At 68.6% G+C, this 24,251-nt stretch carries 20 protein-coding genes and 3 pseudogenes; 11 read left to right on the top strand and 12 right to left on the bottom strand.

Annotated elements, in window-relative coordinates; all coding sequences use genetic code 11:
• Positions 1-2 precede the first annotated feature (2 nt).
• From HNR10_RS06495 to HNR10_RS06470, 6 genes and pseudogenes are all read right to left on the bottom strand, one after another.
• Entirely contained in the window at positions 3-260 is a 258-nt protein-coding gene (locus HNR10_RS06495) for a hypothetical protein (protein WP_179821624.1), read from the bottom strand.
• Between the two features lie 202 nt (positions 261-462).
• Positions 463-936 (bottom strand): hypothetical protein, encoded by a 474-nt coding sequence (locus tag HNR10_RS06490; protein ID WP_179821622.1) that lies wholly within the window; start codon positions 934-936, stop codon positions 463-465.
• An 82-nt stretch (positions 937-1,018) separates the two neighbouring features.
• Complete coding sequence (locus HNR10_RS06485) at positions 1,019-1,897, bottom strand: DNA cytosine methyltransferase (protein ID WP_218897634.1); 879 nt, start codon at positions 1,895-1,897, stop codon at positions 1,019-1,021.
• A gap of 246 nt (positions 1,898-2,143) precedes the next feature.
• Positions 2,144-3,282, bottom strand: a pseudogene (locus tag HNR10_RS06480) (IS701 family transposase).
• Between the two features lie 1,560 nt (positions 3,283-4,842).
• Positions 4,843-5,628 carry a hypothetical protein gene (locus HNR10_RS06475; protein ID WP_179821620.1) on the bottom strand — a complete coding sequence of 262 codons (786 nt, stop codon included), beginning with the start codon at positions 5,626-5,628 and terminating at the stop codon, positions 4,843-4,845.
• A 15-nt stretch (positions 5,629-5,643) separates the two neighbouring features.
• On the bottom strand, positions 5,644-6,792 hold the full coding sequence (locus HNR10_RS06470) for a hypothetical protein (protein WP_179821618.1): 1,149 nt from the start codon (positions 6,790-6,792) through the stop codon (positions 5,644-5,646).
• Between the two features lie 777 nt (positions 6,793-7,569).
• Here HNR10_RS06470 and HNR10_RS32150 point away from each other — a divergent pair.
• From HNR10_RS32150 to HNR10_RS06455, 4 genes and pseudogenes are all read left to right on the top strand, one after another.
• Positions 7,570-7,761, top strand: a pseudogene (locus HNR10_RS32150) (transposase); the annotation flags it as partial.
• Positions 7,676-8,419, top strand: a pseudogene (locus HNR10_RS06465) (IS5 family transposase); the annotation flags it as partial. The pseudogenes HNR10_RS32150 and HNR10_RS06465, both read left to right, overlap by 86 nt.
• A gap of 141 nt (positions 8,420-8,560) precedes the next feature.
• Positions 8,561-9,310, top strand: coding sequence for a glycosyltransferase family 2 protein (locus HNR10_RS06460; protein WP_179821616.1), 750 nt, complete (start codon positions 8,561-8,563; stop codon positions 9,308-9,310).
• Between the two features lie 383 nt (positions 9,311-9,693).
• Positions 9,694-11,511: a GDSL-type esterase/lipase family protein gene (locus HNR10_RS06455; protein ID WP_179829574.1), complete on the top strand. Its 1,818-nt coding sequence runs from the start codon at positions 9,694-9,696 to the stop codon at positions 11,509-11,511.
• A gap of 73 nt (positions 11,512-11,584) precedes the next feature.
• On the opposite strand, the gene HNR10_RS06450 is transcribed toward HNR10_RS06455, so the two are convergent.
• Both HNR10_RS06450 and HNR10_RS06445 read right to left on the bottom strand, forming a co-directional pair.
• Positions 11,585-12,205 carry a TetR/AcrR family transcriptional regulator gene (locus HNR10_RS06450; RefSeq protein WP_179821614.1) on the bottom strand — a complete coding sequence of 207 codons (621 nt, stop codon included), beginning with the start codon at positions 12,203-12,205 and terminating at the stop codon, positions 11,585-11,587.
• A gap of 202 nt (positions 12,206-12,407) precedes the next feature.
• A complete protein-coding gene (locus tag HNR10_RS06445) occupies positions 12,408-13,130 on the bottom strand; it encodes a glycerophosphodiester phosphodiesterase (protein WP_179821612.1) in 723 nt (240 codons plus the stop codon).
• Positions 13,131-13,381: 251 nt separating this feature from the next.
• On the opposite strand from HNR10_RS06445, the gene HNR10_RS06440 reads away from it, so the two are divergent.
• On the top strand, positions 13,382-14,152 hold the full coding sequence (locus HNR10_RS06440) for a DeoR/GlpR family DNA-binding transcription regulator (RefSeq protein ID WP_053616226.1): 771 nt from the start codon (positions 13,382-13,384) through the stop codon (positions 14,150-14,152).
• 43 nt (positions 14,153-14,195) lie between these two features.
• Here the strand turns inward: HNR10_RS06440 and HNR10_RS06435 are convergent, their stop codons facing one another.
• Both HNR10_RS06435 and HNR10_RS06430 read right to left on the bottom strand, forming a co-directional pair.
• Entirely contained in the window at positions 14,196-14,648 is a 453-nt protein-coding gene (locus HNR10_RS06435) for a VOC family protein (RefSeq protein ID WP_179829573.1), read from the bottom strand.
• Positions 14,649-14,761: 113 nt separating this feature from the next.
• Positions 14,762-16,033: an MFS transporter gene (locus tag HNR10_RS06430; protein WP_179821611.1), complete on the bottom strand. Its 1,272-nt coding sequence runs from the start codon at positions 16,031-16,033 to the stop codon at positions 14,762-14,764.
• 214 nt (positions 16,034-16,247) lie between these two features.
• Here HNR10_RS06430 and HNR10_RS06425 point away from each other — a divergent pair, with 214 nt between their 5' ends.
• The 3 genes from HNR10_RS06425 to HNR10_RS06415 are packed head-to-tail and all read left to right on the top strand — an operon-like array spanning position 16,248 to position 19,307.
• The gene (locus HNR10_RS06425) at positions 16,248-17,861 is read left to right on the top strand and encodes a sensor histidine kinase (protein ID WP_179821609.1); all 1,614 of its coding nucleotides are present in this window, start codon (positions 16,248-16,250) and stop codon (positions 17,859-17,861) included.
• Between the two features lie 55 nt (positions 17,862-17,916).
• Positions 17,917-18,573, top strand: coding sequence for a response regulator transcription factor (locus tag HNR10_RS06420; protein ID WP_179821607.1), 657 nt, complete (start codon positions 17,917-17,919; stop codon positions 18,571-18,573).
• 14 nt (positions 18,574-18,587) lie between these two features.
• Positions 18,588-19,307 carry an HD domain-containing protein gene (locus HNR10_RS06415; protein ID WP_376769738.1) on the top strand — a complete coding sequence of 240 codons (720 nt, stop codon included), beginning with the start codon at positions 18,588-18,590 and terminating at the stop codon, positions 19,305-19,307.
• A 25-nt stretch (positions 19,308-19,332) separates the two neighbouring features.
• On the opposite strand, the gene HNR10_RS06410 is transcribed toward HNR10_RS06415, so the two are convergent.
• A complete protein-coding gene (locus HNR10_RS06410; protein WP_179821605.1) occupies positions 19,333-19,623 on the bottom strand; it encodes a DUF4031 domain-containing protein in 291 nt (96 codons plus the stop codon).
• Positions 19,620-20,087: an Lrp/AsnC family transcriptional regulator gene (locus HNR10_RS06405; RefSeq protein WP_179821604.1), complete on the bottom strand. Its 468-nt coding sequence runs from the start codon at positions 20,085-20,087 to the stop codon at positions 19,620-19,622. Before HNR10_RS06405 ends, HNR10_RS06410 begins: the two co-directional genes overlap by 4 nt.
• A gap of 199 nt (positions 20,088-20,286) precedes the next feature.
• On the opposite strand from HNR10_RS06405, the gene HNR10_RS06400 reads away from it, so the two are divergent.
• From HNR10_RS06400 to HNR10_RS06390, 3 genes are all read left to right on the top strand, one after another.
• Positions 20,287-21,186 (top strand): tryptophan 2,3-dioxygenase, encoded by a 900-nt coding sequence (locus tag HNR10_RS06400; protein WP_179821602.1) that lies wholly within the window; start codon positions 20,287-20,289, stop codon positions 21,184-21,186.
• A gap of 74 nt (positions 21,187-21,260) precedes the next feature.
• Complete coding sequence (gene kynU, locus HNR10_RS06395; RefSeq protein ID WP_179821600.1) at positions 21,261-22,565, top strand: kynureninase; 1,305 nt, start codon at positions 21,261-21,263, stop codon at positions 22,563-22,565.
• Positions 22,566-23,311: 746 nt separating this feature from the next.
• On the top strand, positions 23,312-24,193 hold the full coding sequence (locus HNR10_RS06390) for a hypothetical protein (RefSeq protein WP_179821598.1): 882 nt from the start codon (positions 23,312-23,314) through the stop codon (positions 24,191-24,193).
• Positions 24,194-24,251: the final 58 nt, after the last annotated feature.

The following is a 24,251-nucleotide window of genomic DNA, read 5'->3' as shown; positions in this document are numbered from 1 at the left end:
CCTCATCTGGTCGGGGTCTGGTCGACCAGGGGCCGACCGCGGCCGCGGTGGTAGGGGGTCTCGGCCAGGGTGCGGCGGGCGGCAGCGTCGAAGCGCGCTGCGTCGGCGAGGTCGTACAGGCGGGCGCGGTGCGCGCCGACGTCGACTGGTCGGAGCCAGCAGCGGTGGCCGTCGATGGTCACGCCTCTGGTCGTCCACTTGGCGACGGCCTCGCGGCTGACACGGAAGTGGTCGGCCAGCTCGGCGACGGTGAGGAGCACGTGACCACCCCCGTACACGCGACAGTCCCGGGGACGCGTGTGGCTCCCGGGACTGTGTAGGCAGAGGTGTACTGCTGGCACTGATGGTACAAGGACAGGCGTTCGATTGTCGGTAGGCGGGTGGGATGATTCGCGATTCGCTAATCAGTCGGCGCGCTCCCGACGAGCGGACCGACCTGGTCTGCAGAGTTGAGGGCGCCCGTTAGGCGCGGAACTTCCCCACGGTCCAGCCGCTCACGTCCGCACACTTGATTCGCAGCAGGAGACCATCGTCAAGGTTGCCGTCCCAGGAACCGATGCCCATGATGTGGGCATTCGCCAGGTGCAGATACTTGGTCTGAGGTAGGTCTGCGACGTCCTTGGGATCTTCCGGGTCAACGTCGTCCCGCTTCTGGCGGCGTTCCTCGAGCTGCCGCTCAGCGATCTCGCCGCAGCCATCAAAGAGCTTGGCCATGAGTTGCACGAGCTCCTCGCCAGTCTCCTCGGAAGTGTCGGAATGGTAGACCGTGGTTGCTCCCCTCACCCTGTCCGCTTGGAGTGAGAACCACTCGGTGACCGGGATGAGTCGGCCTCCGATGACCTGGCCTTCCACGATCAAAGTGATGTCGGGTGTAGGTGCTCCGCCGTCTGCCATGTTCACGAGCGAAGTGAGAAGAAAGTCAGAATTGTTATCCATGGCCTGATCCTAGTGATCGCAGCGCTGGTCGGCAGAGTTATCCACAGATGCAGCTTCGGCTAGCGGGGCTCGGGCCAGCCCATCAGGTCTTCGATGGCGGCGGCCGCTTGCTGGGGCACGACCCCGTTGCCGAGGGCGTGGCGTACAGCGGAGTGGAACAGGCCCGGCCGCCGGTCACCCAGGCGTCGGGCAGGCCCATCATCCACTCCATGAACCGCAGCGAGATGCGGGGGCCGTAGGGTCCGACCTCGGCGGGGAACGGGGCTGGTCGGCCTAGGGTCCGCTCCCACCGTCGGATGGCGGGGGCGAATCGTCCCCAAGCGGAGGGATCAAGCCCCGGTCGGCTGCCTGGCGCAGGATGCTGTGCACCTGGTGGCAGGGCTTGATCTGCAGGCCGCGTGAGCGGCGGTCCTCCTCGGTTCGGCCCCAGGCTTCGTCGCTCGCGCAGGGCGTCGCGAGCAACGAGAAAGACGCGGGCGCGCTGGTGGGGCGCGCCAACGTCGGAGGCGCGCAGAAGCCGCCATCGTGCCAGAAACCGTGCGCGGGCCAGACCGTGAATGACGCGTCGCATGGCCTCGCCGGAGTTGGCGGTGAGCAGTCCGCGCACGTTCTCGAAGATGAGCAGGGCGGGTCGTTCTGGCATGCGGGCGAGTCCGGTGAGGATGTCATCGAAGAGCCACCTGTCGTCGCTGATGCCTCGGCGGTGGCCTGACGACGAGACCGGCTGGCAGGGGAAACCGGCGGTGAGGATGTCTACCGGCGGGAGGGTGGTCCAGTCGATGGTGTGCAGGTCGCTGAGGTTGGTCACGTGCGGCCAGCGGTGAGCGAGGATCTTCGACGGCCCGGGCGCAGGGTCGGCGACCCACGCGGGGCGGGCGTCGAAGAGAGCGTCTACGGCGAGATCGAGACCGCCGTAGCCGGTGCACAGAGACCCGGTGCGTAGCGGTGACGTGGTGGCCATGCTCCTCAACCCCCATGGTGCTGGCGGTGGGGGGAGGGGCCTGGCCGTCGTCCCGCCAGTCGACGGCCAGGGGCTAGTACTGCAACGACAGTTTGTTGCCCGCACCTCTGCGGTAGTGACTCACCCGAGCACGCTGCTGTGACCGGCGTCTGAACACCGACCACGCCATCACGTGCTCGAGCGGGTGTGAGATCCGTGCGCAGACCCGGTTGAACAAACGACGGATCTCGTTCACGCTCAGGGGGATCAGACACACGCCCGAGGCCTGTCCTGATCCCCCTTTTGAATGCTCTGGCGGAGCCGGACCAGGAACGCCAGGGCGGCCATCGACAACGTGATGTGCCGGTACCACGCCCAATACCCGCGCACCTGGTAGTGGTCCAGCCCGGTCTCGTTCTTCGCGGTCTGGAAGCACTCCTCGACCGCCCATCGGGCCCCGGCCACCCGCACCAGTTCTTCGAGTGACGTGTGCTCACCGGCGAAACAGATGTAATAGGCCAGCTCTTCGGGGTCGGTGATACTCCTGCGGGCCAGGAGCCAGTGCCCTTTGCCCGGCTCCCTCCAGGGGCGGATATCGGCCCGCGCCCAGTCATAGACGCGCGGACCGTGGGCACCATCGGCGCAGCTCAGCCGCTCCCAGGCCTGGTCGGGCAAGCCGGCGATCAACCGGCGGGCACGGTCTTGTCCCAAGTCCATCGTGATGACCATCTGGGATTTGGGCACCGCGACCACATGGTGGATGTCGTGTTCTTCCATCCACAACCGCAGGCGGCCCACCTGCCCGTAAGCTTCGTCCGCGGTGACCCACCCGAAAGGAACACCGGCATCGACCGCTCTGTGCAGCATCGCCAGACCGAGTTCGTGATTGGTGGCGAAGCCGATACCGTCACCGATTCCTGCGGCACGGCATCGGTCGCGGTCATCGGTCCAGGCCTTGGGCAGGTAGAGTTCGCGGTCGATCAGCGCCCGCCCCACAGGGCTCGCTTAGGCCAGGAACACCCCTATCTGGCAGTTCTCGATCCGTCCGGCGGTGCCGGAGTACTGGCGGGCCACCCCGGCCGACTTCGTGCCCTTCTTGAGGAATCCGGTGTCGTCGAGGATGAGTACTCCGTGCTCGGGATCGGCGAGGGATTCCACTACCAGGTCGCGGACGTCGTCGCGCACACCGTCGGTGTCCCAGGCGTAGAAGTTCAGCAGGCGTGGGGGCCGTGTTCCCCGGTCATCTCGGCCAGGGTTCACCCGTTCTTGCGTTTGAGTTCGCTGCGGAGGCCGCGCAGGCAGGAGGTGGCTTGGCGGCGGGGTTCGATGCGGGGGACGCGGTGCGCGAGGGACGTGGTGAAGTCGGTGAATGCTCGCGACCAGGTGTCGAGGTCAGTGAGGGCCACACACGAGCATGTACCGTGTGTGACTCAGGGATCGCAAACTGTCGTTGCAGTACTAGCCCTGGAGTCTCACCATCCGTTCGCCTTGATGTGAGAGCAAAGCGGACGCTTCTTGTAGCCGCCGGGGACGGTGGTGCCGACGGCATCCCAGAATGGGCGGGAATCACGGAGATGGCCGCCCAAGGTGTGCCAGGCCAGCCCGGGGTGTTCGGCTCTCAGTGCGGACAAACCGGCACCTGCGAGCCCGCAACGCTGGTACTGCGGCCATGTATGGGGTTGTTCGACCCAGCCCGTCCGACTGCGTCGGCAGATCCGGTAGTCGACCGCGAAGATGGATTCTCCGTGAAGGTTGGCCGCGCGTTGGCGCCACCCGGTCCGCTCAGGCGAGACCGTGTCCTGCCACGGGGTGTCCAACTGTGGGACCACCGGCCAGCAATGAGAGTTGCCGAGGCGCCCGCCGCTGACCCAGCGCAGGGCCGCACACCAGGGATCTCGGCCCGATACCCGCCCAACGTCATCAGTCTGTTCAACCAGGCGTAGCATCGCTTGTCTGTCATCTCCGTTCACCACACCCTGAATTATGCGCGTCGGCAACGAGGCGTAGGCGGGCGAGTGCTCTGGACCGGCGTCCTGTTGAAGGAAGCGGGCTGACCGTACTGGCAACCACAGGTCACCCCTGCAGCGGCGGGAGCTGGTTGACGAAGTAGCCGATCACACCACCTATGAGACCCCAGCAGAAAGACATCCTTGCGGTGGCGTTCCCACCACGTGGGCCGTTGGGCTCGGGGAGCATTGATCAACGCCGGTTTCAACTGTGGGAAGCGTTTCCAGGTGCGCATGCCCATAGTGGTTGAAATGAGAAGCGCAAAAGCGGCCAGGGTGAAGGAAATCCCGGGTTCGTCGGCGCTATCGATGTCCGGGTTCCACCACAAAATCAGGAGAGCTGAAAGCGCTGTTCCCACGCCCGCCAGCAGAGCGATGAGGAACCGTCGAAGTGTGTAACTGGCAGGCGGACGATGCGAATTGCACACGGCGGCAAGTTGTTGCGCGGCCCCACGCGCGGAGTTGTCGGGCTCTTCGGCAACCATGCGGGCTTCGGTGGGCGCGATGAGCAGCTGCAGAGTCGTGGTTCCGCGGCGTCCGGTGATGGTTAGGCGCTGTAGGCGTTCGGGGCCGCCGGCCGCGGCGAAGCTGGCGAAGGCTTCGGGGGCTGTGCCGGTGGTGCCGCGTTCGTCGTGGAAGTCGATCTCGACGTTGCCGCATTCATCACGGATAATGCGTGCGGCCTCGATGAGTTCCTCACGATAGAGCCGAGCAAGACGTAGGGGGGGTCTCGTTACGGCGGGGCCGGGAGTGGGAGAGGGCTGATCCCTCTTCCGTGGGCTCGTTCGTGGTCATGGTTCGGTATACCGCAACCTCAGCACAGGCACCTGACTTGTTGGGAGGGCCTTGTTGGCGGTGCTGGGCGCCACCTAGGTGATAACGATGCACGACGCGAAGGCCATCTGAGCCGTCGCTCCGACCAGATAGGGAAATCATTCACGCGGTGTGAGGCCTTGGACTCTAGTAAGCAGAATAATCAGTCTTATTGAATCGCTTTTTTATGGGAAAGTTCGAGAACGAAAAAACGCCATCCTCTGAAATATAGAAACCAGAAGAGCTCTCGGATATGGAGTCCCCATTCAAGTCGACAAAGGGGAAAAATCGCACCATTTGGCATCCGCCATGCATGCGCATATTCTCATGGGAGAGGGCTGCGCATTTTAGTTCGTTGGAAGCAGGTAGACTGACCCCGTTTGCTCGAATAAACTTTCGCGTGAAAATTCTTTTCCAAATGTTTTCTTTCTCTTCGCCAAAAGAAATAGATAGATTGTTTGAGAAATTCTTGAATCGGTTATCCAGAGATTCTCTAAACGTAGCGCTCCCCGACTCTTGAAGTCGTGAGGTTAGAGACGTGGACGTTCTGATCATATCCCCAGTCTCAACTTCACAGCACTCAGAAACTAAACTATCTACCCATTTGAGAATCTTAGAAAATTCTCGATTAAGATTAACTTTCCTTGGCGTCCAAGATATACCATATACAATAGAAAGCCCCCCCCTTCCTGACATTGCTTCTCGCTCGCCTGGAGAAGGTATGGCAAGAAACATCACTTCTTTTTTCTCCAACTGGAATGATGCTGCTACAACTTGACCACGAGCGGCATTCGAGGAAACTCTATCTGCAACGCCTTGGACAATATAATCATGGTCTTCTTTGAAGTTTCCCAAGCCCCCTGCGACGCAAGTAAACTGTGCGCCGAGCACGTAGCCGTAAACGGCGATGGAGAAGAAGTTATTGTCATACATAGAAGAACTCTCTAACTATTCGTGTTTGATCAAGTCTTGGAGGTCGTGCAAGAGATGGTCAATGCCCCATCCTTTTTGTGAGCTCCCGATATGGAACCTGAAATCTACTCGCGCCTTCCTGCAAGCTTTCTCAACGAGATTTCGATGCTCCTCAAACTCTTTCTCGATTAAAAGTTTTTCTTGCCGGGATGAAGTGTCCTGTGGGCCATTTTCGGAAACTAGGTCGAACTTCGAGACAAACATGATAAGCATGTCGATTTTCCTTGTTTTGGAGGATCCGACCAGCCCTGTCACAAGGTTTGTGTAGCCCTCTTGCTCCTTGACGTACCCACTGTCAATCGGTGAAGTACCAGCTTTAATTTTTTCCTGGGGGCGGGGTGAAAGGACGTATACAAATACCTTCTTGTCCTTACTCTTAACGTCAGGATCGTAGCCAACCATATCGTCGACCAGGCGATACGACTCAGACCCTGCTATATCCTTCACCTGGGGATAAAGGGTGTAGTTACCATACGGGACTGGATTAAGATTTGCAGTCTTTTCTCCAACAGAGGGTGCACTATTAGAAAGAGGTGCCGCACCTTTCCGCCACGCTATCCAAAGGTCACTTTTCCCCGCCCCCGGCGTTCCAGCAAGCACGATTCTAATTTTTCGCTCTCGATAGCGGTTCACGATAGACGGAATCGACTTGATTGCTGCAATAGCGGCAATCAGACTGATTGCTCCAGCTGTCAGGGCAATCACTCTGTCTGGGGTAAAGAACTGCCGAATACTCTCTCCTATTGACGGGCTCCAGATGCCGACTTCGTTTTCTTGCGCCTTCGCCTCAAGTTGTAGCTCTGTATCGTCATCATTGCCGTCCGATACCCTGGCGCATCCGTTCTCCAGGAGCTCTTTTCTGAAATCTTCGATCGAAGAGAAGGAGGTTCTTCGTGCGCATCCAGGATCCACCTCAAGTCCAGACGTATCAACAAGTATTTCTTCGACTGGGCCGACGTCGAGCACAGATACTCTGTTGTCGTCTAGGTCAAAATTCTTTACTTCCACATACCCGGAATGGGTATCCTGGGTCTCCCTTTCGCTATCAGAATCAGAAGAGCAGCCAGTGGTGCAAAAAAATGCTGCCAGGAAGAAGATTGCGCTCGCTGATCCCGAGGCTCTCATAAACTCACCTGTGTCCTACGTGGAGAGGCTTGCATATTCACAAGGGCGGCTACTGAAACACGAAGGGGTTTGCAGGATTATATCATGGCAGAGCTGAGTGCTTTCTATCAACTGATGCACAGATTTTCATGCTCTTATGTCGCGCGAAAGCACCATGGTGGACGTTCTCGGCACAAACTTCGCATAAAAGAAACTAAGTTACATACTGGTCCTCTTGCTCCGCTCGTGAGGCGAGGGTCGGGGTGGCGGGGACTTGGGTGGATGCTGCGGAGGCTAGTACTTCAGCCCCAAATCCAGTTTGTCCTGGTAGATGACCAGCGCGCCCTACGTCGCGAGATGGTCTTGACATGTAGAGCTAGCCAGTTGGGCAGCGGTCGCGGATGTGGGCGCGGAAGCTACGTCTTCTCACTCTCCAAAGAGGTGAAGAGCACAGCGGAAGCAAAGCCCCAAATGGCTAGTTATTCCTGGCCATCACTCTCCCTCATGCCGATCGCTGATCTTGCCGCAAGAGCAAGGGCGGTTTGCTGTCGAGGGTTACGCCGAATACACGTTGAAAAATCGGGCACCTGCCTCGACCGGAGAGCTTCGGTGCAGGTCAGAGTGGGTGTGTTGCAGTCACGGTCTGTGGACTCATAATCCCTGGGTCGCGGGTTCGAGTCCTGCCCGGCCTACCCCGCCCAGCGTTCGACCTGTGCATCCCTCACGACCTGAGAGCGTGTTTGAGGAGGGGTAACGGTCCGGGCACTTCGCTCACGCTGCTGCCGTCAGGTCGCGAGCATGGCCACCATGGCGCGACGACCGACCGACCCCTCTGACCTGACCGATGACCAGTGGGCCCTGATCGAGCCCCTGCTCCCACCGGCCAACACCGGCGGTCGACCCGAGAAGCATCCCGGCCGCGACGTGGTGGACGCGATCTTGTATGTGGTGCGCACGGGCTGTTCCTGGCGGCACCTGCCCGTGGACTTCCCGCCCTGGCAGAGGCGTGTACTGGTACTTCTCCCGCTGGGAGGAAGTCAGGGTCACCGAGCAGGTCATGGCCGCCCTGCGCCGCCGGCTGCGCACCGCGCAAGGACGTGGGGGCGAGCCCTCGGCCGGGATCATCGACTCCCAGAGCGCCAAGGGCGCCGACACCGTCGGCCAGCCCACCCGGGGCTATGACGCGGGCAAGAAGGTCAACGGCCGCAAGAGGTTCATCGTCACCGACACTCTGGGGCTGTTGCTGGTGGTGTGCGTGATGGCCGCCTCGGTCCAGGACCGGGGCGGTGCCAGGACCACCCTGTTGAGCCTGTACCTGTGCACGCCGGTGCGGTTCGTGTTCGCCGATGCGGGGTTCGCGGGACGGCTGGTGGCCTGGGCCGAGAGGTTCGTGGCCACGACTGTGCACATCGTGCGCAAGGCTCCTGACCAGGTGGGATTCGCGGTGATCCCGCGCAGGTGGGTGGTCGAGCGCTCGCCGACATGGTTGACCTCCCCCCGTCGTCTGGCACGGGACTACGAGCGCGACCCGGCGGTGTCCGAGGCGATGGTGCGCTGGGCCGCGATCGGCCAGATGGCCCGCCGCCTCGCACGAGGACGGGACGCAGTTCGTCAGCGTGCTTGGACTGGCCAGGACCTCATTTCCTGACCCTTCTCAAACACGCTCTGAGAGTGCCACTGCGTCCCCCGACCCTGTGGGGGACCGCCGGGGCCGGTCGACCGCGAACCCCCCATCCGTGGAGGTCGCCGTCGATGGTCGGCGCCACGGCGCACAGGGCAGGATGGCGGTATGACCAGGACCGTCACCGTCGTCACCGCCGTGCACGCCCCCGCCGCGCGCTACCTTCCCGAGGCCCATGCCTCCCTCGCCGACCAGCGCATGCCCGACGGCTGGGACTGGCAGTGGGTGGTCCAGGAGGACGGGGAGACCGGTGACGTGGCCCCGTACGTGCCGGACGACCCGCGTGTCTCCTTCGGACAGGGCCGCCGCGCCCGCACCGCGATAGCGCGCACACTGGCGCTCTCCCGCGCCACGGGCGAGTTCGTCCGCGTCCTGGACGCCGACGACCGGCTCACCCCCGGGGCGCTCGCCCGTGACATCGCCGCGCTCACGAGGGCACCCGACACCGGGTGGACCGTCTCGCGCGCCCTCGACCTGCTCCCCGACGGCTCGACGGTCGCCGTGGACGTCGGTCCGTCCGAGGGCCCGATCGCCCGCGGCACCGTCCTGGCCGCCTGGCGCGAGCTGGGCTTCCTCCCGCCGGTCCACCCGGCCACACTGTGCGTCCGGCGCGACCTCCTGCTGGCCCTGGGCGGCTGGATGGCGCTGCCCGCCTCCGAGGACACCGGGCTCCTGCTGGCGCTGGACGCCGTGAGCCCGGGCTGGTTCACGGCCGAACCGGGGCTGCTGTACCGCAAGTGGCCCGGCCAGGTCACCGCGTCCGTCGCGCACGCCGACGCGCGTGAGCGGGCCGCGCGCGCCGCGGTCATGGCGGACCGCGCACGGGCGCTGGCGGAGCTGGGGTGGCGCGCGCCGTGAGCCCGCCCGTGAGCCCGCCCGGCGGCGGGCCGCAGCCGCCGGCGCGCGTGCCGGGGAGCGCGCACGCCGAACCCGCACGCCGAACCCGGACCGTGAACCGGGCCCGTGCCGCGCCCCGATAACCGGTGAGGGGACGGACACCCCGGACTTTCCTCGACGCACCCGGGCGGGCGACCCCGTTCCCCTAGACTGATCGGCGGTCGAGGGCCGTGGTGGTGCACGTCTCGACAACCACCGCGCACCCGGCGTCGTCCGATCAGTCGGTGGACAGATGTATCCGGGAAGGGCGTGTGGTGTTCAGGAGCGGGAAACACAGGTCCGGCCGGACCCGGCGCGGCCGCGCGCCGCGCACGTACCTCCTGCGGGGCGCCGCGGCCCTCACGATGCTGGTGGTGCTGGTGGTCGTGGTCAACGGCACCGTCTCCCGCGACGTCGGCGCCCGATCGCAGACCGAGCCGCCGCCCGGCGGGGCGCCCAAGGCCTTCTCCACGTTCATCGACCGGGCCGGGATCTCTCCCGACGGCGCCGCCGCCTCCGCCGACCTCGACGGTTCCGGCAACAGCCTCTCCGCGCGCACGCTCGCCGAGGCGGGCTGGGTCCCCGGCGGCGACGTCGTCCTCCTGGGCACCCCCTTCCGCCTTCCCGCCTACTCCCGGGGCCGTCCCGACCACCTGCTCGCCGACGGCCAGCCGGTGGTGCTGGAGGACACGCGTGTGCACTCCGTGGGCTTCCTGGTGACCGGCTCCCGGATCGGGGGCGGCGGTGACGACGTCCTGGGCACCGGCACGATCGTCTACGCCGACGGCACCGAACAGGACTACACCCTCAGCGTCCCGCACTGGACCGAGGGTCCCGCCGGAGACGCCGCGCTCACCCTGCCCTACGCCAACTCCTCCAGCGCCATCGAGAACGGTCCCACCGGGCCGGTGCGCCTGTACGCCCGCAGCGTGCCGGTCGACCCGGTCCGCGAGGTCGACCACGTGGTCCTGCCCCAGGTGGCGGAGGAGTCGGCGCGCATGCACGTGTTCTCGGTCGGCGGCCGTTCCGCGGGCGAGGACTGGACCGGCACCTGGGCGCGGGCCACCTCCGGCTACATGGAGGTCGGGCCCTGGGAGGACCAGACCCTGCGGCTGGCGGTGCGCTCCACCACGGGCGGCCACCGCGTCCGCATCCGGCTGGACAACACCTTCGCCGACCGCCCCGTCCGCGTGGGCGCCGCCTCGCTGGGCCTGCGCGGGGAGGGGGCCGCCACCCTGGGATCGGCGCTCCCACTCGCCTTCGGGGGCTCGTCCGAGACCGTCATCCCGGCCGGCGGACAGGTCTTCAGCGATCCGGTGGAGATCCTGCTCCCCCCGCACACCGACGTCCTGATCAGCCTCCACCTGCCCGACCGCGTGACCGCGGCCCCGGTCCACTACGCCTCCGTGGACACGAACTTCACCAGCGCGCCCGGCACCGGCGACCAGACCCTCGACCCCACCGGGGAGCCGTTCACCGGGCGGGTCGACCAGTGGCCGTTCCTCGCCGGGGTGGAGGTCCTGGACGGGCCCGGCGCGGTGGTGGCGTTGGGGGACTCCATCACCGACGGAACCCGGTCCACCCGCGACGCCCACGCGCGGTGGCCCGACGTGCTCAGCACCCGCCTGGCCGCACAGCCCGGCGTGCCCAACATGGGCGTGCTCAACATGGGGGTGGCCGGCAACCACGTGGTGACGGACGGGTACCCGGGTGCAGGCGTGTCCACCTACGCCAACGGCGTCGCGATGACCCACCGCGCCCAGCGCGACGTGTTCACCAGGGAGGGCGTGGGCACGCTGGTGGTCTTCGCCGGGATCAACGACCTGCGCTGGGGCACCGACCCCCGCGACGTGATCGCCGGCCTGGAGGCCATCGCGGACACGGCCGACGAGCACGGCGTCCGCGTGTTCGTGGCGACGCTCGGTCCGTGCGGCGGCGAAGCGCGCTGCACGGCCGAGGTGGAGCAGGCCCGCCAGCTGGTCAACGCCCACCTGCGTGGACAGGCCGACGATCCCGACAGCTCCTTCGCCGGGGTCTGGGACTTCGACGCCGTGCTGCGCGATCCGCAGAACCCCTCCCGGCTGCTGCCGGACTACGACTCGGGCGACCACCTGCACCCCGGCGACGCGGGCCTGCGCGCGCTCGCGGAGTCGGTGGACCTGCACCAGCTCGTCGGAGTGTGAGACCGGGACGGGCACTGCGGCCGGGGTGCCCGTCCCGGCGGTACCGGTGGACCCGGCGGCGCGGGCCCGCCGCTCAGCGCGGGCTCTTCAGGTGGTGGTGTATCACCAGGTCGACGTAGACGGTCGCCAGGTCGGGCAGGCTCAGCCCGCCGTCGGGCTCGTACCAGTGCAGGACGGAGTCGAGCGTGTCCAGGATGTCGTCGGCCGTGCGGCCCGCGTGGCGGACCTGGAAGGCGCCGGAGGCCACACCGCCGACGATGATCTCCCGGACGTGTTCGCGGTAGGTGCGTGTCAGCGCCGTGATGTCCCGGTGCCGGGGCGGGTCGATGGCCCGCAGCACGGGCAGGATCTCCTCACGCAGAGCGGTGGCCGACCGGTGCTCCCAGCCCGTCTGCACGTGGCGTCTGACCAGGAACGACATCCGGTCCGTGGGGCAGGCCCGGACGTCGTCCTCGGCCAGTTGGCCGTTGACCCGTTCCCGGGTCGAGCGCAGCACGACGGCGAACGCCAGGTCGAACCGCGTGGGGAAGGCGCGCCGCAGGGAGGCGGTGTCGATCCCGGTGTCGGCGGCGATCCGGTGGGTCAGGGCGGACATGGGCATGCCGCGCGAGCCGTGCTCGGCGAACAGGCGCGCTGCGCAGTCCAGGACGGGAGCCGTCGTGCGCAGCACGTGAGGGGAGATATCGGCCGTCATATGAAGGTGTCTCGTCGCTCGTGGTACCGCCGTGAAGGGGAGGGCGGCGCAGGTCGATTCGCGGAGAATCGTTTTCGAGCTTAACCCTGAGCGGCCGACGAAACGCGTAGAACAACAGAACTCGTCGAAGAATGTAGCGGTTGTGTGGTGCATGATGCCCGAGTGTCCCGCGTGCCCCACTACGTGCGGCTTCCCGCCCATCTCACGTCGCCACCGCGGCCGCGGCGTCGCCCAGTTCGCGCCCCGACGTCAGGGACACCAGATCGTCCACGCGTTCGGTGGCGAGCGCGTCGACACCCATTCCGATCAGGCGGGCCATCTCCGGGAACTCGTTCACCGTCCAGGCCGTGACGCGATATCCCGAACGGTGTATTTCGGTAATGAGATCACGCGTCAGCAAAGTGAAGTGAGTTCCGAGGAAGGCGGGGCGCAGGGTGCGGGTCAGCTCCTCCGGCGGCATCCCGGGCTGGTCCCACGCGAGCAGCAGCGGGACCCCCGAGGACCGCTCGCGCAGCGCGGTGAGCGTCTCCGTCGCTCCGGTGAACAGCACCTGGTCGGCCAGCCCGCGCTCCCGCAGCAGCGCGTCGGCGGCCAGCGCGGCCTCCGGGGAGCCGGCGTCGAGCAGCAGCGGCGGGGCGTCCCCGCCCCGGTGCTCGGCCAGGACCTCCATGAGGGTCGGCACGCGCCGCTCGACGTCCTCCCGGGTGGCGGCGAGTTCGGCCAGGCTCAGGTCGGCCACGCGGCGCGGCGGGGAGCCCGGCGGGGCCACGACCCGCTCGTCCGCCAGGACGGGGTAGCCGTCGGTGGTCAGGTGGAGGTCCACCTTGACCAGGTCGGCCCCGGCACGCAAGGCTGAGCGCAGGGACGGGAGCGTGTTTCCCGGATGGTGTGCGGTGTCGCCGCGCAACGCGATGGACAACGTCATGGTGCCAGGGTGACAAAAATGGGCGCCCCACGTGGCGCAAACTGGAAAAACTGCTCTCAAGGTGAGACGAGAGGGGCCTGTGGGGCGGAAGCGCTGGACGTGGCCCGCGCGGCCTGAGGGGGTCACGGCGTGAGTGCGAGAGGACTCACGTCGCGAGATCGACCTCTGAGGTGCGCCGTACTGGGAAACTTTGTTACATGACGTCGTGACAGCACGGTGTCCCGAGCCCGGCCCCCGAACGTGAGGCGAACATGATCCCGGACCAGCGACGAGAGCACATCCTCAAGCTCCTCCAGGAGCGCCACGTGCTGAGCATCAACGAGCTCACCTCGATGCTGTCCGTGTCCCACATGACGGTCCGGCGTGACATCCAGGCGCTGGAGAACGACGGCAAGGTCCTGTCGGTCACCGGTGGGGTGCGGCTCGCGGCGCGGCTCAAGAGCGAGCCGTCCTACCTCGCCAAGGCCCAACTGGAGGTGCCCGCCAAGCGGGCGATCGCCCGGGCCGCGGCGGACCTGGTGCGCGAGAACTTCACCATCTACCTGGACGCGGGCACGACCACCCTGCAGATGGTCCCGCTGCTCACCGACAAGGTCGGGCTGACCGTCATCACCAGCGACTTCAACGTGGTGGGCCACCTGATGGAGTACCCGGGGATCGAGCTGATCCACACCGGGGGCGTGGTGTCGCACTCCGACCACTCGTCGGTGGGCCGCTTCACCGCCGACTTCCTGCGGCAGGTCAACGTGGACCTGGCCTTCATCGCGAGCAGCTCCTGGGACGCCGAGCGCGGTTCGACGACCCCGTCGGAGGCCAAGGTCGTCGCCAAGCAGGCGCTGCTGCGGATCGCCTCGAAGAGCGTCCTGACCGTCGACAGCACCAAGTACGGCAAGTTCGGCACGTTCCGGGTCGCCAGCCTGGAGGAGTTCGACCTCATCATCACCGACGACCGGCTGCCGCGTACCGCTGTGGAGGAACTGGCCGAGCGCGACATCCGCCTGAAGACGGTCGCCGCGGAGTAGGGGGCGCGGGGGCGTGCCGTGTGGGGTGTGGGCGCGCCGGGGGTCAGTCCTCGCGGGCGTCGACCTCGGCGGGCGCGTAGAGGGCCAGCTCGGTGCCGTCGGGGTCGTAGAAGAGGATCTTCGACCCGGCCTCGCCGTGCATGACGGGGGAGTGCTCCACGTCCATGTCGCCGAAGCGCTCCTCCCAGGCCTCCAGCTCGCCCAGGTTGCGCACGCCGAGCGTGAGCCGGTCCAGGCCGCAGTGGCGCCGGTCGAACCTGTTCTTGAAGTGGTCGCGGTGCTGGATGAGCGCGATCAGCAGACCCGAGGCGGGGTGCTGGCACTCGGTGCGGAGGGTGCCGCCCTCGTCACGCTTGTTCTGGACCTTGAATCCGAGAACCGTCTTGTAGAAGCGGACGCTCTCGTCACGGTCGCGGACCGACAGGGTGACGCGCGCGAGCCCGGTGAGCTGGGGCACGGATACCTCTCTTCGGCGGCGGGAGTTCTTCGAGTTCATGGTGGTCAGTAGGTCGAGCACGATCCATGAGCCTAGGGCCCGTGGAAGAGTCCCGGACCGCTCTTTAACGCGCGCTTAACGCCCGATGTTCCCGGTCTCACCCCGCAGCGGGCTCAGCGCCCCCGCAGACCCGGTGCGGGAGTGACGGATCGGACACCGGAGGCGGTCCGCGAGGGTTCCGCGCGCTCGTACCAGCGGGATCTGAGGACGAGCACCGTCACGGTCAGCGAGACGAGGCCGCCGACCGTGGCCAGAGCGAACGCGCCCTGGTGCCCGAACCCGTCGGCGAGCGTTCCCGCCACCATCGACCCCAGCGACTGTCCGAGGATCAGGCTGCTCAGGACGACCGCCATCGACTGCGACAGGCGGCTCGGCGGCGCGGCGCGCTCGATGAGGCCGAACAGGCTCACGATGTGCGGGCCGATCGCCGCCCCCAGGACGAAGATCGCCACCGCCAGCCCGACCGCGCCGAGCGGCAGGTAGAGCGGCAGGGTGAACAGGAACAGCGCGCCCGCCGCGGTCCTCGTGCGCGCGGTGAGCGTGAACCCCGCGGGCAGGGAGGCCATCATCAGGCCGGCGGTCGCGCTGCTGACCCCCATGACCGCGTACATCAGCCCCGACAGGTCGGCGTGCCCGGAGGCGGCCGCGAACGCGGTCACGCCCGTGGACATCCCGCCGAAGAACAGCCCCTGGCAGAACATGGGCACGGTGAGCAGGAGCAGCGCCGGCGTGGCGATCCGGTCGCTCCCGCCTCGGACCGGCACCGACCCGGGCGGTGCGGTGGGGTGCAGGGCGAAGTGCGCGCCGAACACCCCGATGAGGACGCCGGCGCCCAGTACGCTCGCCGCTGGGGACAGTGTCACCGTGAGCACGCCCACCAGCGCCGGGCCCAGCACGAAGGAGGCCTCGTCCAGGACGCCCTCGACGGCCATCGCCGCGCCGACCGAGCGCTCCCGCTCCGCCCCCCGCCAGGGGCCGCGCTTGATCAGCAGCACCCAGCGGGTGCGGGCCATCGGGCCGATCTGGGGCATGCAGGCGCCGCCGACGGCGGCCAGGCCGGCCAGGGCCGGCAGCGGCGCCCCCGCCGCCACCGCCGCGACCAGCGCGCCGATCAGGGCGGCGTCCACCAGAGACATCACCAGGACGGGGCGGCGCTGTCCGCGGCGGTCGGCGAAGCGCGCGATGACGGGCCCGCCCACGGCCCCGCCGAGCGCGAAGGCGCCCGCCACGATCCCGGCGCTGCCGACACTGCCGGTCGAGGAGGTGACGAGGGTCAGCAGCCCGATCAGCGCCATGGAGATCGGCAGCCGGGCCAGGAAGGAGGCCAGCAGCAGCGGCCATCCGGCGACCTCGTGCATGCGTCGCAGGGTCTGCAGTGGTGACATCCGCCCTCGTCCCGATCGGGTACCGCGCCCTCTGGATTCCAGCACGGCGGTCGGGCGCGGGGCATCGTCAGAGAGACCAAAATTCATCCCATGATATGGGCGGTTCGTGTCCCCGGCGCCGGTCGCCGCCCGCTCGTCCGTGCGGGCGCGCGGCGTCCGACCTCCTGACTTTCGACAGTGCCGGGAGCCGCGGAGGGGTCTGTAGGTTCGGCCCATGGACTTCTCCGAGCCGATCCGTGCCGTCCGGCGGGCGCTGCGCCCCCTGGGCGGCCGGCCGACCCGGCGTGCGCTCGTGCGGGACGGCCTGGTCGCGCTGACCGCCGTCCTCGGTGTCGCGGCGGAGGCCTACGCCGCGCTGGCCTGGGCGGTGCCGTCCGCGCCCGACCCGGCCTGGGCCACCGCGGCCCTGGTCGCCCTCTCCGCCCTCGCCGCCGTGTGCGTGCGCCCGTACCCGCTGCTCGCGGTCGTCCTCCTCCTGCCGGGGTCGACGGAGTCCTTCACCCTGTCCCTCCTTCTGGTCTACGCCTCCTACCAGCTGGGGCGGCGGATGCCCCGGGTGTGGCCCGCGCTCGCCGCGTTCGTCCTCGGCGTCGGCGTGTGGCTGGTGATCGTGCTGGCCCTGTGGGCGGACGACACCTTCGTGTGGGTCGCCACCCTCACCACCCTCGTGGTCAACCTGGCCCTGCCCTGGCTGATCGGGATGTACCGGCGCCAGCACCAGGAACTCGCCGAGTCGGGCTGGGCGCACGCCCGCCACCTCCAGCAGGAACAGCGACTCGTGGCCGACCAGGCCCGGCTGCGCGAGCGCTCCCGCATCGCCCAGGACATGCACGACTCCCTCGGCCACGAACTCAGCCTCATCGCGCTGCGCGCCGGGGGCCTGGAGGTGGCCCCGGACCTCGACGACCGGCACCGGCGGGCGGCCGGGGAGCTGCGTGCCACCGCGGTCAGCGCCACCGAGCGCCTGCGCGAGATCATCGGCGTGCTGCGCGCCGACGCGGAGCCCGTCCCCCTCGTGCCCGCTGACGAGGGCATCCCCCACCTGGTCGAACGCGCCCGCGACTCCGGCATGCGGGTCATGCTGGTGCGCGACGGTTCCGTCCGGGACCTGCCGCCGATGGTGGACCGGGCGGTGCACCGGGTGGTCCAGGAGTCGCTCACCAACGCCGCCAAGTACGCCCCGGACGCGGAGGTGACCGTGTGGCTGGCCTCCGCCGACGACGAGCGGCTGGACGTGGGCGTGACCAACGCCGAGCCCCGCGGCGCCCTTCCGACCGGTGCCCAGGGCGGACGCCGGGGCCTGATCGGGCTGCGCGAGCGCGTGCGCCTGGCGGGGGGCACGTTCGCGGCGGGCCCCAAGGACGGCGGCTGGGAGGTCCGCGCGACCCTGCCAGTGGAGGGCGCGGCGGCGCCCGATCCCGGCGGGCCCGAGGACGAGGCGGCCGAACTCGACCAGTTGCACAGGGTCGCCCGCCGACGGGCGCGCGGGTGGACGCTCGCCCTCGTCGCCCTGCCGGCGGCGGCCACGGCGGTGCTGTTCGTGATCGGGCTGCTGTCCTTCGTGGGGACCGTGGCGGACTCGACCCTGGAGCCCGAGGTGTACGACTCCCTCACGGTCGGCGACGCGCGGTCCGACGTGGAGGAGGTGCTCCCGCCCGCCACCATGGCACCGGAGGCCGCCGGGACGACGGGGAGCGCGGTGCCCGAGGACACCACGTGCCACCACTACCGGGGCGGGGCCGGCCTCTTCGACCTCGACCACGTGATCTACCGGCTGTGCTTTGCGGAGGGGCGGCTGTCGAGCAAGGGGGAGGCGCCGGTACGGTGACGGCGCGGACATGGCCCGGCTGGGCCGGGATCCGGGATCGAGGAGGGACACGGCGTTGATCAGAGTGCTGCTCGCCGACGACGAGGCGATGATCAGGGCCGGTGTGCGGGCGATCCTGGACAGCGACCCCGCTGTCGAGGTGGTCGCCGAGGCCGCGGACGGGCGTGAGGCGGTCGACCTGGTGCTGTCCCACCGCCCCGACGTGGCCCTGATGGACATCCGGATGCCGAGGATGGACGGGCTCGCCGCCGCCGCGGAGATCCGCCGCGTGGCGCCCGGCACCGCCGTGGTCATGCTGACCACGTTCGGGGAGGACGAGTACGTCTCCCAGGCGCTGGGCGACGGCGCGAGCGGTTTCCTGCTCAAGGCGGGCGACCCGCGCGAGCTGATCACCGGCGTGCACGCGGTCGCCGACGGCGGCGCCTACCTGTCGCCCAAGGTCGCGCGGCAGGTGATCGCCCAGTTCGGCGGCGGACGTGCGGCACGCCGGTCGGCCGCCGCGGCCAGGGTCGCCGAGCTCACCGAGCGCGAGCGCGATGTGCTCGCCCTCATCGGTGCCGGACTGTCCAACGCCGACATCGCCGCGCGCCTGTTCCTCGTCGAGGGCACGGTCAAGAGCTACGTGAGCGCGATCCTCAGCCGGCTGGGGATGCGGAACCGGGTGCAGGCGGCCATCCTGGCCTACGAGGCCGGACTGGCCACCCACACGTGAGGGGGAACGACGGAGTGAACGGTGATCCCGGCCCCGGCGACGAGCCGCACGGGCCGCACGGGCCGCAGGGGTCGCGTGGTCGGCACGAATCGCACGAGCCGACACTGGCGGCCGCCTGGCGCGAGCTGGCCGGGACGGAACCCGAGGCCGTGGCGGTCGGCACCGAGCTCCTGGACCGCTGGAGCGAGCCCCACCGCCGGTACCACACGGTCGCCCACCTGCGCGACACGCTCGCCGCCGCCGAGCGCCTGCGGGCCGAGGCCCGCGACCACGACGCCGTGCGCTACGCCCTGTGGTTCCACGACGCCGTCTACGAGGGCCGACCGCTGGAGGACGAGGAGGAGAGCGCGGCGCTGGCCCGGCGCCTGCTCACGCTGATGGGGACGCCCTCCGCGCTGGTGGCGGAGGTGTCCCGGCTGGTGCTGCTCACCAGGACGCACCGCCCCGAGGCGGGCGACGCCGACGGCGCGGTGGTGTGCGACGCCGACCTCTCGGTCCTGGCGGGCACGCCCGACGCCTACCTCACCTACGCCGCCGCGATCCGCGCCGAGTACGGGCACGTTCCCGACGACGCCTTCCGGCAGGGCCGACTGGGCGTGCTGCGCGACCTCCTGGCGGCGCCGCACCTGTACCGCACCCGGTACGGCCGTGAGCACTGGGAGGCCAGGGCCCGCTCGAACCTGCTCGCCGAGGTCCACCGGTGGGAGTCCGGAGCGGAGCTCCCGCCGCTCTGAGCCCGTCCGCGGTGCCGCGGGCCGGTCAGGCGCCCGGCCGGGGCAGGGCCCTCCGGGACCGCTTGGGCCGGCGCAGCCCGGCGGCCCGCAGCCGGGTGACCAGTTCGCGCCCGCTCACGAGTTCCGCGCCCAGGGCCAGGGCACGCTCGTGCAGGTGGGCGGGGATGTCGTAGTGGTCGCGGTCGAAGGCGCGCTCGCTCACCCCGAGGCCGCGCGCGAACGCGTGCAGTTCCTCGTGGGAGAGGTCGCTGACCATGTGGCAGAACAGCCAGCCGTGCGGCCCGGGCCAGACGGGCGTGTCGATCAGGACGCTCATGGGGTGCGCGCCGCCGTGACGGCGCGCCAGGGCACCGGACTGGACAGGACCATGGTGCTGGAGGGGCGGCCGTGCTCGGCCAGCTGGTCGATGACCTCCTCGAAGTGCTCCATGGAGCGCACCGCGATGAGCAGCACGCAGCACGCGTCGCCGGTGACCCGGTGGACCTGGAGGATCTCCGGGAGCTCCATCGACGCCCGCTCCCGCAGCAGGCAGTTGGCTCCGAAGCACTCCATGCGCACCAGCGCCGTGACCGGGAGTCCGGCGGCGGCCGGGTCGACGTGCGCGTGGTACCCGGTGATCACCCCGCGGTCGGTCAGGCGGCGGACGCGGTCGGCCACGGCGGGCGCCGAGAGGTTGACGCGCCGGGACAGCTCGTTGAAGGACAGCCGGCCGTCCTGCTGGAGCTCGGAGAGGATCCGCAGGTCAACGCCGTCCAAGGAGGTTGTCAGTCCTGAGGTCATACTTTGCGATCCCAAAGTCGGAGGGCATGACGTGTGATGAATGCTAACCGAATGTCCGACTTGCGTGTGCGTTGTCCCTTCCTTGTTCAGGTGTTTTGTTCGATCATGTGAACTCGCGTACACAGCGTGGTGCACCGGGTCCCCGGGGCTCCGCGCCGGGTGCGCCCACCGGTTCCGCGCAGTACCACGAGGGGTCTCCATGCTCACCACCACGTCCGCCCAGCAGTGCCCGTTCATGCCGGGGGGTGAGGGCGACGCCGCCCCCGAGCAGGGTGCGGGCGCGGAGCGGGGCGGCCCCACCCTGTCCTTCGGCGGCAACACGCCCTACGTCGACTACGCGGGCATCGACACGCTGCTCGGTCTGCAGCGGACCCGTACCGACGAACCGGCCGAGTCCGCCTTCCTCATCGCCACACAGGTCATGGAACTGCTGTTCAGCCTGGTCCGGGAGCGCTGGGAGGCCGCCCGTGACGCGCTGGAGGCCGACGACGTCCCCGGAGCCCTGTCCTGGCTGCGCCGGGCGTGCCACGCCCAGGACGTGCTCAACGACTCCTGGGGGCTGATCAACGACATGACCCCCACGGAGTTCAACCGCTTCCGCGACTCCTTCGGCGAGGCCTCCGGCTTCCAGTCCTACGGCTACCGCAAGCTGGAGTTCCTGCTCGGCAACAAGTCCGCGGCGATGATCCGCCCGCACAAGGCGATGGAGCCGGTGGTCGGCGAACTCACCGACCTGCTGGAGCGCCCCGGCCTCTACGACGCCGCGCTGCGACTGCTGCACCGCCGCGGGCTGCCGGTCCCCGCCGACCGCTTCGAGCGCGACTGGACGCAGGCCTACGAGCCCAGCCCCGAGGTGGAGCGGGCCTGGGCCGACGTCTACGCCGACGACCGGCCCGGCAACGACCTGTTCCTGCTCGCGGAGGCGCTCATGGACGTCGCCGAGCGGGTGACGCGGTGGCGGCACCTGCACCTGGTCGCGGTCAAGCGCACGATGGGCGGCAAGCCCGGCAGCGGCGGCTCCAACGGCCTCAACTGGCTGGCACGACACGTCGAGCAGGACGTGTTCCCTGAACTGTGGTCGCTCCGCAACACCATCTAGCATCGCAGTCCGGCCCAGCCCAGCCCCGTCCGTTCACCCGATCCACCGTTCACCGCCGGCAAGGAAGCAGGACCATGACGCCCACCACCCGCGCGGACTGCGTCGAACTCGACCGCACCGACCCGCTCGCCGCCTTCCGTGAGGAGTTCGTGCTCCCCGAGGGAGTGGTCTACCTCGACGGCAACTCCCTGGGGGCGCTACCGCGCGCCACCCCCGGACGCGTCGCGGACATGATCGAGAGGGAGTGGGGCCGCGACCTCATCGCGAGCTGGAACACCGCGGGCTGGTGGGACAAGCCGCGCACGCTGGGCGCCAAGATCGCCCCGCTGGTGGGCGCCGACCCCGACGAGGTCGTCGTCGGCGACGGCACCTCCACCAACCTGTTCAAGGCTCTGGTCGCCGCCCTGCGGATGTCGGACCGCGACATCGTGCTGGGCGAGTCCGGCAACTTCCCCACCGACCTCTACGTCACCGAGGGCGCGGCGCGGCTGACCGGGGCCGTCCAGCGCCGGGTCGACCCCGACGGCCCCGAACTGGCCGCCGCACTGGCGACGGGTGACGTGGCCGTCCTGCTGCTCAGCCACGTCGACTACCGCAGCGGCACCCTGCGCGACCTGCCCGCCATCACCCGCATGGCGCACGAGCACGGCGCGCTCGTGGTCTGGGACCTGTGCCACAGCGTCGGCGCGGTGCCGATCGAGCTGTCCCGGTCCGGGGCCGACTTCGCGGTCGGGTGCACGTACAAGTACCTCAACGCCGGGCCCGGGGCACCCGCGTTCCTGTACGCCGCGCGGCGCCACCACGCCGTCGCCGACCAGCCGCTGAGCGGGTGGCACGGGCACGCGAACCCCTTCGACTTCGCGCCTGAGTACGAGCCCGCCCCCGGGGTGTCGCGCTTCCTCAGCGGCTCGCAGCCGCTCGTGGCCGACGCCGCGCTGGAGGCGAGCCTGGACGTGTGGGCCAAGGCCGACATGGCGCAGGTGCGGGTCAAGAGCCTGGCGATGACCGACCTGTTCCTGCGGATCACCACGGGGGAGGAACCGGGCCGGAGGCCTCCGTTGAGGGCGGTAGGCCGAAGGCCGATGGTGGGCGACGGGTGGGCAGGGCTGGAGTCGGTCACCCCCCTGGACCACGCCCACCGGGGGAGCCAGGTGGCGCTGCTCCAGCCGGAGGAGGGCGCCGGCTACCCGATCGTGCGTGCCCTGATCGAGCGCGGCGTGATCGGGGACTTCCGCGCGCCCGACGTGATGAGGTTCGGGTTCACCCCGCTGTACCTGCGCTACGTGGACGTCTACGACGCCGCGACCGCGCTGGTGGACGTCGTGGAGACCGGCGAGTGGCGCCAGGAGAGGTTCGCGCGCCGCGCGCAGGTCACCTGAGCGGGCCGCCGCGTGGCGGAACGGAATCGAGGCCCCGGAGAGGCAACCCTCCGGGGCCTCTTTGCGTTCGGGTGTGGTCGGGTCGCCCCGGCGTGACCTTGGGAGGGGATCGGGGTGGCGTGGCCTTTACCACGCCGGGCGCCGGACGGCCACCACCGCTCCGGTCCGTGTCGCGGTGGCCTACCGTCCCGTATCGACCGCCCCGGGGGGGTTGTCCGCCACCTCGGGCCGTCGTTCGCGCCGGTATGACACGCGCCACGCGGGGTGGGCCGGTCTGTGCCACAGACCCGCGACAGGTCCTGTGACCAGGGGTTTTGCGTGTTCGAGTCGGGGTGAGGCCGTGGATTCGAGGTGTGCCCGCGCGGCCACGGCCCGTCATTTTACTCGTGGGGCTTGCACACTTTGCTCAAACCTGGGTTAGTGTCCATCGTGATCGGTTCGTTACGAGCCCGTGGTGAACCGATGCCGAGCCCTTGTCCGGCCGTGTGCCGCAAGGGAGTCGAGACCCTCACTGGGAACAGGGCCGCGCGAATCCACGCGCCTGTGCCGGAGGAGCACCGATCCCATCGGTGACTCCCGTTCCCACCCGCTATTCGCTGCCGGCGACGCGGGAGCCCCATGCCATGGCGCCCACTCCAGGGTGCGTTCCGAGCGTGCGCGAAGCACGCGCTCCGAGCGTGCCCGAGGTGTGCCGTGCGCCATGGCACCGGTCTTCTCGGCCCTGTCGTCAACCTGGCACTTACTTCATGAGCAACGACACTCCCATTCAGTACGGCGAAGTCACCGCGACCTATTTCTGGGACGACGGTTCAGGCATCAACGGCGACACCGGTGCTCCCGCGAGCGGCGAGCCCATGCAGGAAGGGCTGTTCTCCAGCCCGAGCTGGCCGCTGGGCACCGAGGGCTACATCGTCTACGAAGGTGAAGAGTACGAGTTCTTCATCGGGGACCGCGGCCCGGGCGAGCCCTCCCACGACTGCGACGTGCTGCTCGACATCGACGGCAAGACCTTCGCCAAGATGATGGGCACCGACTTCGACGAGTCCTCCCTGACCGTCGGCGGCGGCAACGGCCACGCCGAGGTCGAGTACTACATCACCGAGTGGGGCGACGGCGCGGGCACCGAGGGCGCACCCCACCCCTTCATGCAGGAGGGCAACAGCTGCGAGGACGCCGTCTCCCCGATCCCCGAGGAGGCGCAGGCCGAGGAGGAGCAGGGCACCTCCGAGGACGAGGAGTCCCAGGACCAGGAGTCCGAGGAGTCCACCGAGGAGTCCTCCGGCGAGGGTTCCGACGAGCAGGCGGCCCAGGAGGAGGAAGAGTCCTCCGAGGAGGCCGCGGCCCCCACCGAGGAGTCCGACGACAGCGGCGTGTCCGCCGAGACCGCGGCCAACGACCTCTCGGGCGCCGAGCTGACCGGCGCCGACAGCGGCATGCTGAGCGGCACCGGCCTGCTCACCCTCGCCCTCGTCCCCGCCATCCTCGTCGCCGTGCTCTTCGTCTGGAGCCGCCGGGCGGCCGGCGCGCACGCCGGTGCGGCCGACAACGGCGGCAAGGGCCTGATGGCCGAGAGCAACGGGCGCCACAGCCTGGGCTCCCTGCTCGACAAGCTGCGCGGCAGGAAGTAGCAGGGCCGCATCCGGTCCCGGGACCCTCACGGGTGCGTGGGCGCGTTCGGTACGGCAG

Origin of the sequence: Nocardiopsis aegyptia (genome assembly GCF_013410755.1) — a bacterium.
Lineage (GTDB): Bacteria > Actinomycetota > Actinomycetes > Streptosporangiales > Streptosporangiaceae > Nocardiopsis > Nocardiopsis aegyptia.
Note: the sequence above shows the minus strand (reverse complement) of the source record. Positions and strands in the feature narration are given on the sequence as shown.

Bases quoted from the DNA above. Each gene is read 5' to 3' on its own strand.
- HNR10_RS06490 (WP_179821622.1), bottom strand. From the start codon at position 936: ATGGATAACAATTCTGACTTTCTTCTCACTTCGCTCGTGAACATGGCA.
- HNR10_RS06485 (WP_218897634.1), bottom strand. From the start codon at position 1,897: ATGGCCACCACGTCACCGCTACGCACCGGGTCTCTGTGCACCGGCTAC.
- HNR10_RS06475 (WP_179821620.1), bottom strand. From the start codon at position 5,628: ATGTATGACAATAACTTCTTCTCCATCGCCGTTTACGGCTACGTGCTC.
- HNR10_RS06470 (WP_179821618.1), bottom strand. From the start codon at position 6,792: ATGAGAGCCTCGGGATCAGCGAGCGCAATCTTCTTCCTGGCAGCATTT.
- HNR10_RS06460 (WP_179821616.1), top strand. From the start codon at position 8,561: ATGACCAGGACCGTCACCGTCGTCACCGCCGTGCACGCCCCCGCCGCG.
- HNR10_RS06455 (WP_179829574.1), top strand. From the start codon at position 9,694: ATGCTGGTGGTGCTGGTGGTCGTGGTCAACGGCACCGTCTCCCGCGAC.
- HNR10_RS06450 (WP_179821614.1), bottom strand. From the start codon at position 12,205: ATGACGGCCGATATCTCCCCTCACGTGCTGCGCACGACGGCTCCCGTC.
- HNR10_RS06445 (WP_179821612.1), bottom strand. From the start codon at position 13,130: ATGACGTTGTCCATCGCGTTGCGCGGCGACACCGCACACCATCCGGGA.
- HNR10_RS06440 (WP_053616226.1), top strand. From the start codon at position 13,382: ATGATCCCGGACCAGCGACGAGAGCACATCCTCAAGCTCCTCCAGGAG.
- HNR10_RS06435 (WP_179829573.1), bottom strand. From the start codon at position 14,648: ATGAACTCGAAGAACTCCCGCCGCCGAAGAGAGGTATCCGTGCCCCAG.
- HNR10_RS06430 (WP_179821611.1), bottom strand. From the start codon at position 16,033: ATGTCACCACTGCAGACCCTGCGACGCATGCACGAGGTCGCCGGATGG.
- HNR10_RS06425 (WP_179821609.1), top strand. From the start codon at position 16,248: ATGGACTTCTCCGAGCCGATCCGTGCCGTCCGGCGGGCGCTGCGCCCC.
- HNR10_RS06410 (WP_179821605.1), bottom strand. From the start codon at position 19,623: ATGAGCGTCCTGATCGACACGCCCGTCTGGCCCGGGCCGCACGGCTGG.
- HNR10_RS06405 (WP_179821604.1), bottom strand. From the start codon at position 20,087: ATGACCTCAGGACTGACAACCTCCTTGGACGGCGTTGACCTGCGGATC.
- HNR10_RS06400 (WP_179821602.1), top strand. From the start codon at position 20,287: ATGCTCACCACCACGTCCGCCCAGCAGTGCCCGTTCATGCCGGGGGGT.
- kynU (WP_179821600.1), top strand. From the start codon at position 21,261: ATGACGCCCACCACCCGCGCGGACTGCGTCGAACTCGACCGCACCGAC.
- HNR10_RS06390 (WP_179821598.1), top strand. From the start codon at position 23,312: ATGAGCAACGACACTCCCATTCAGTACGGCGAAGTCACCGCGACCTAT.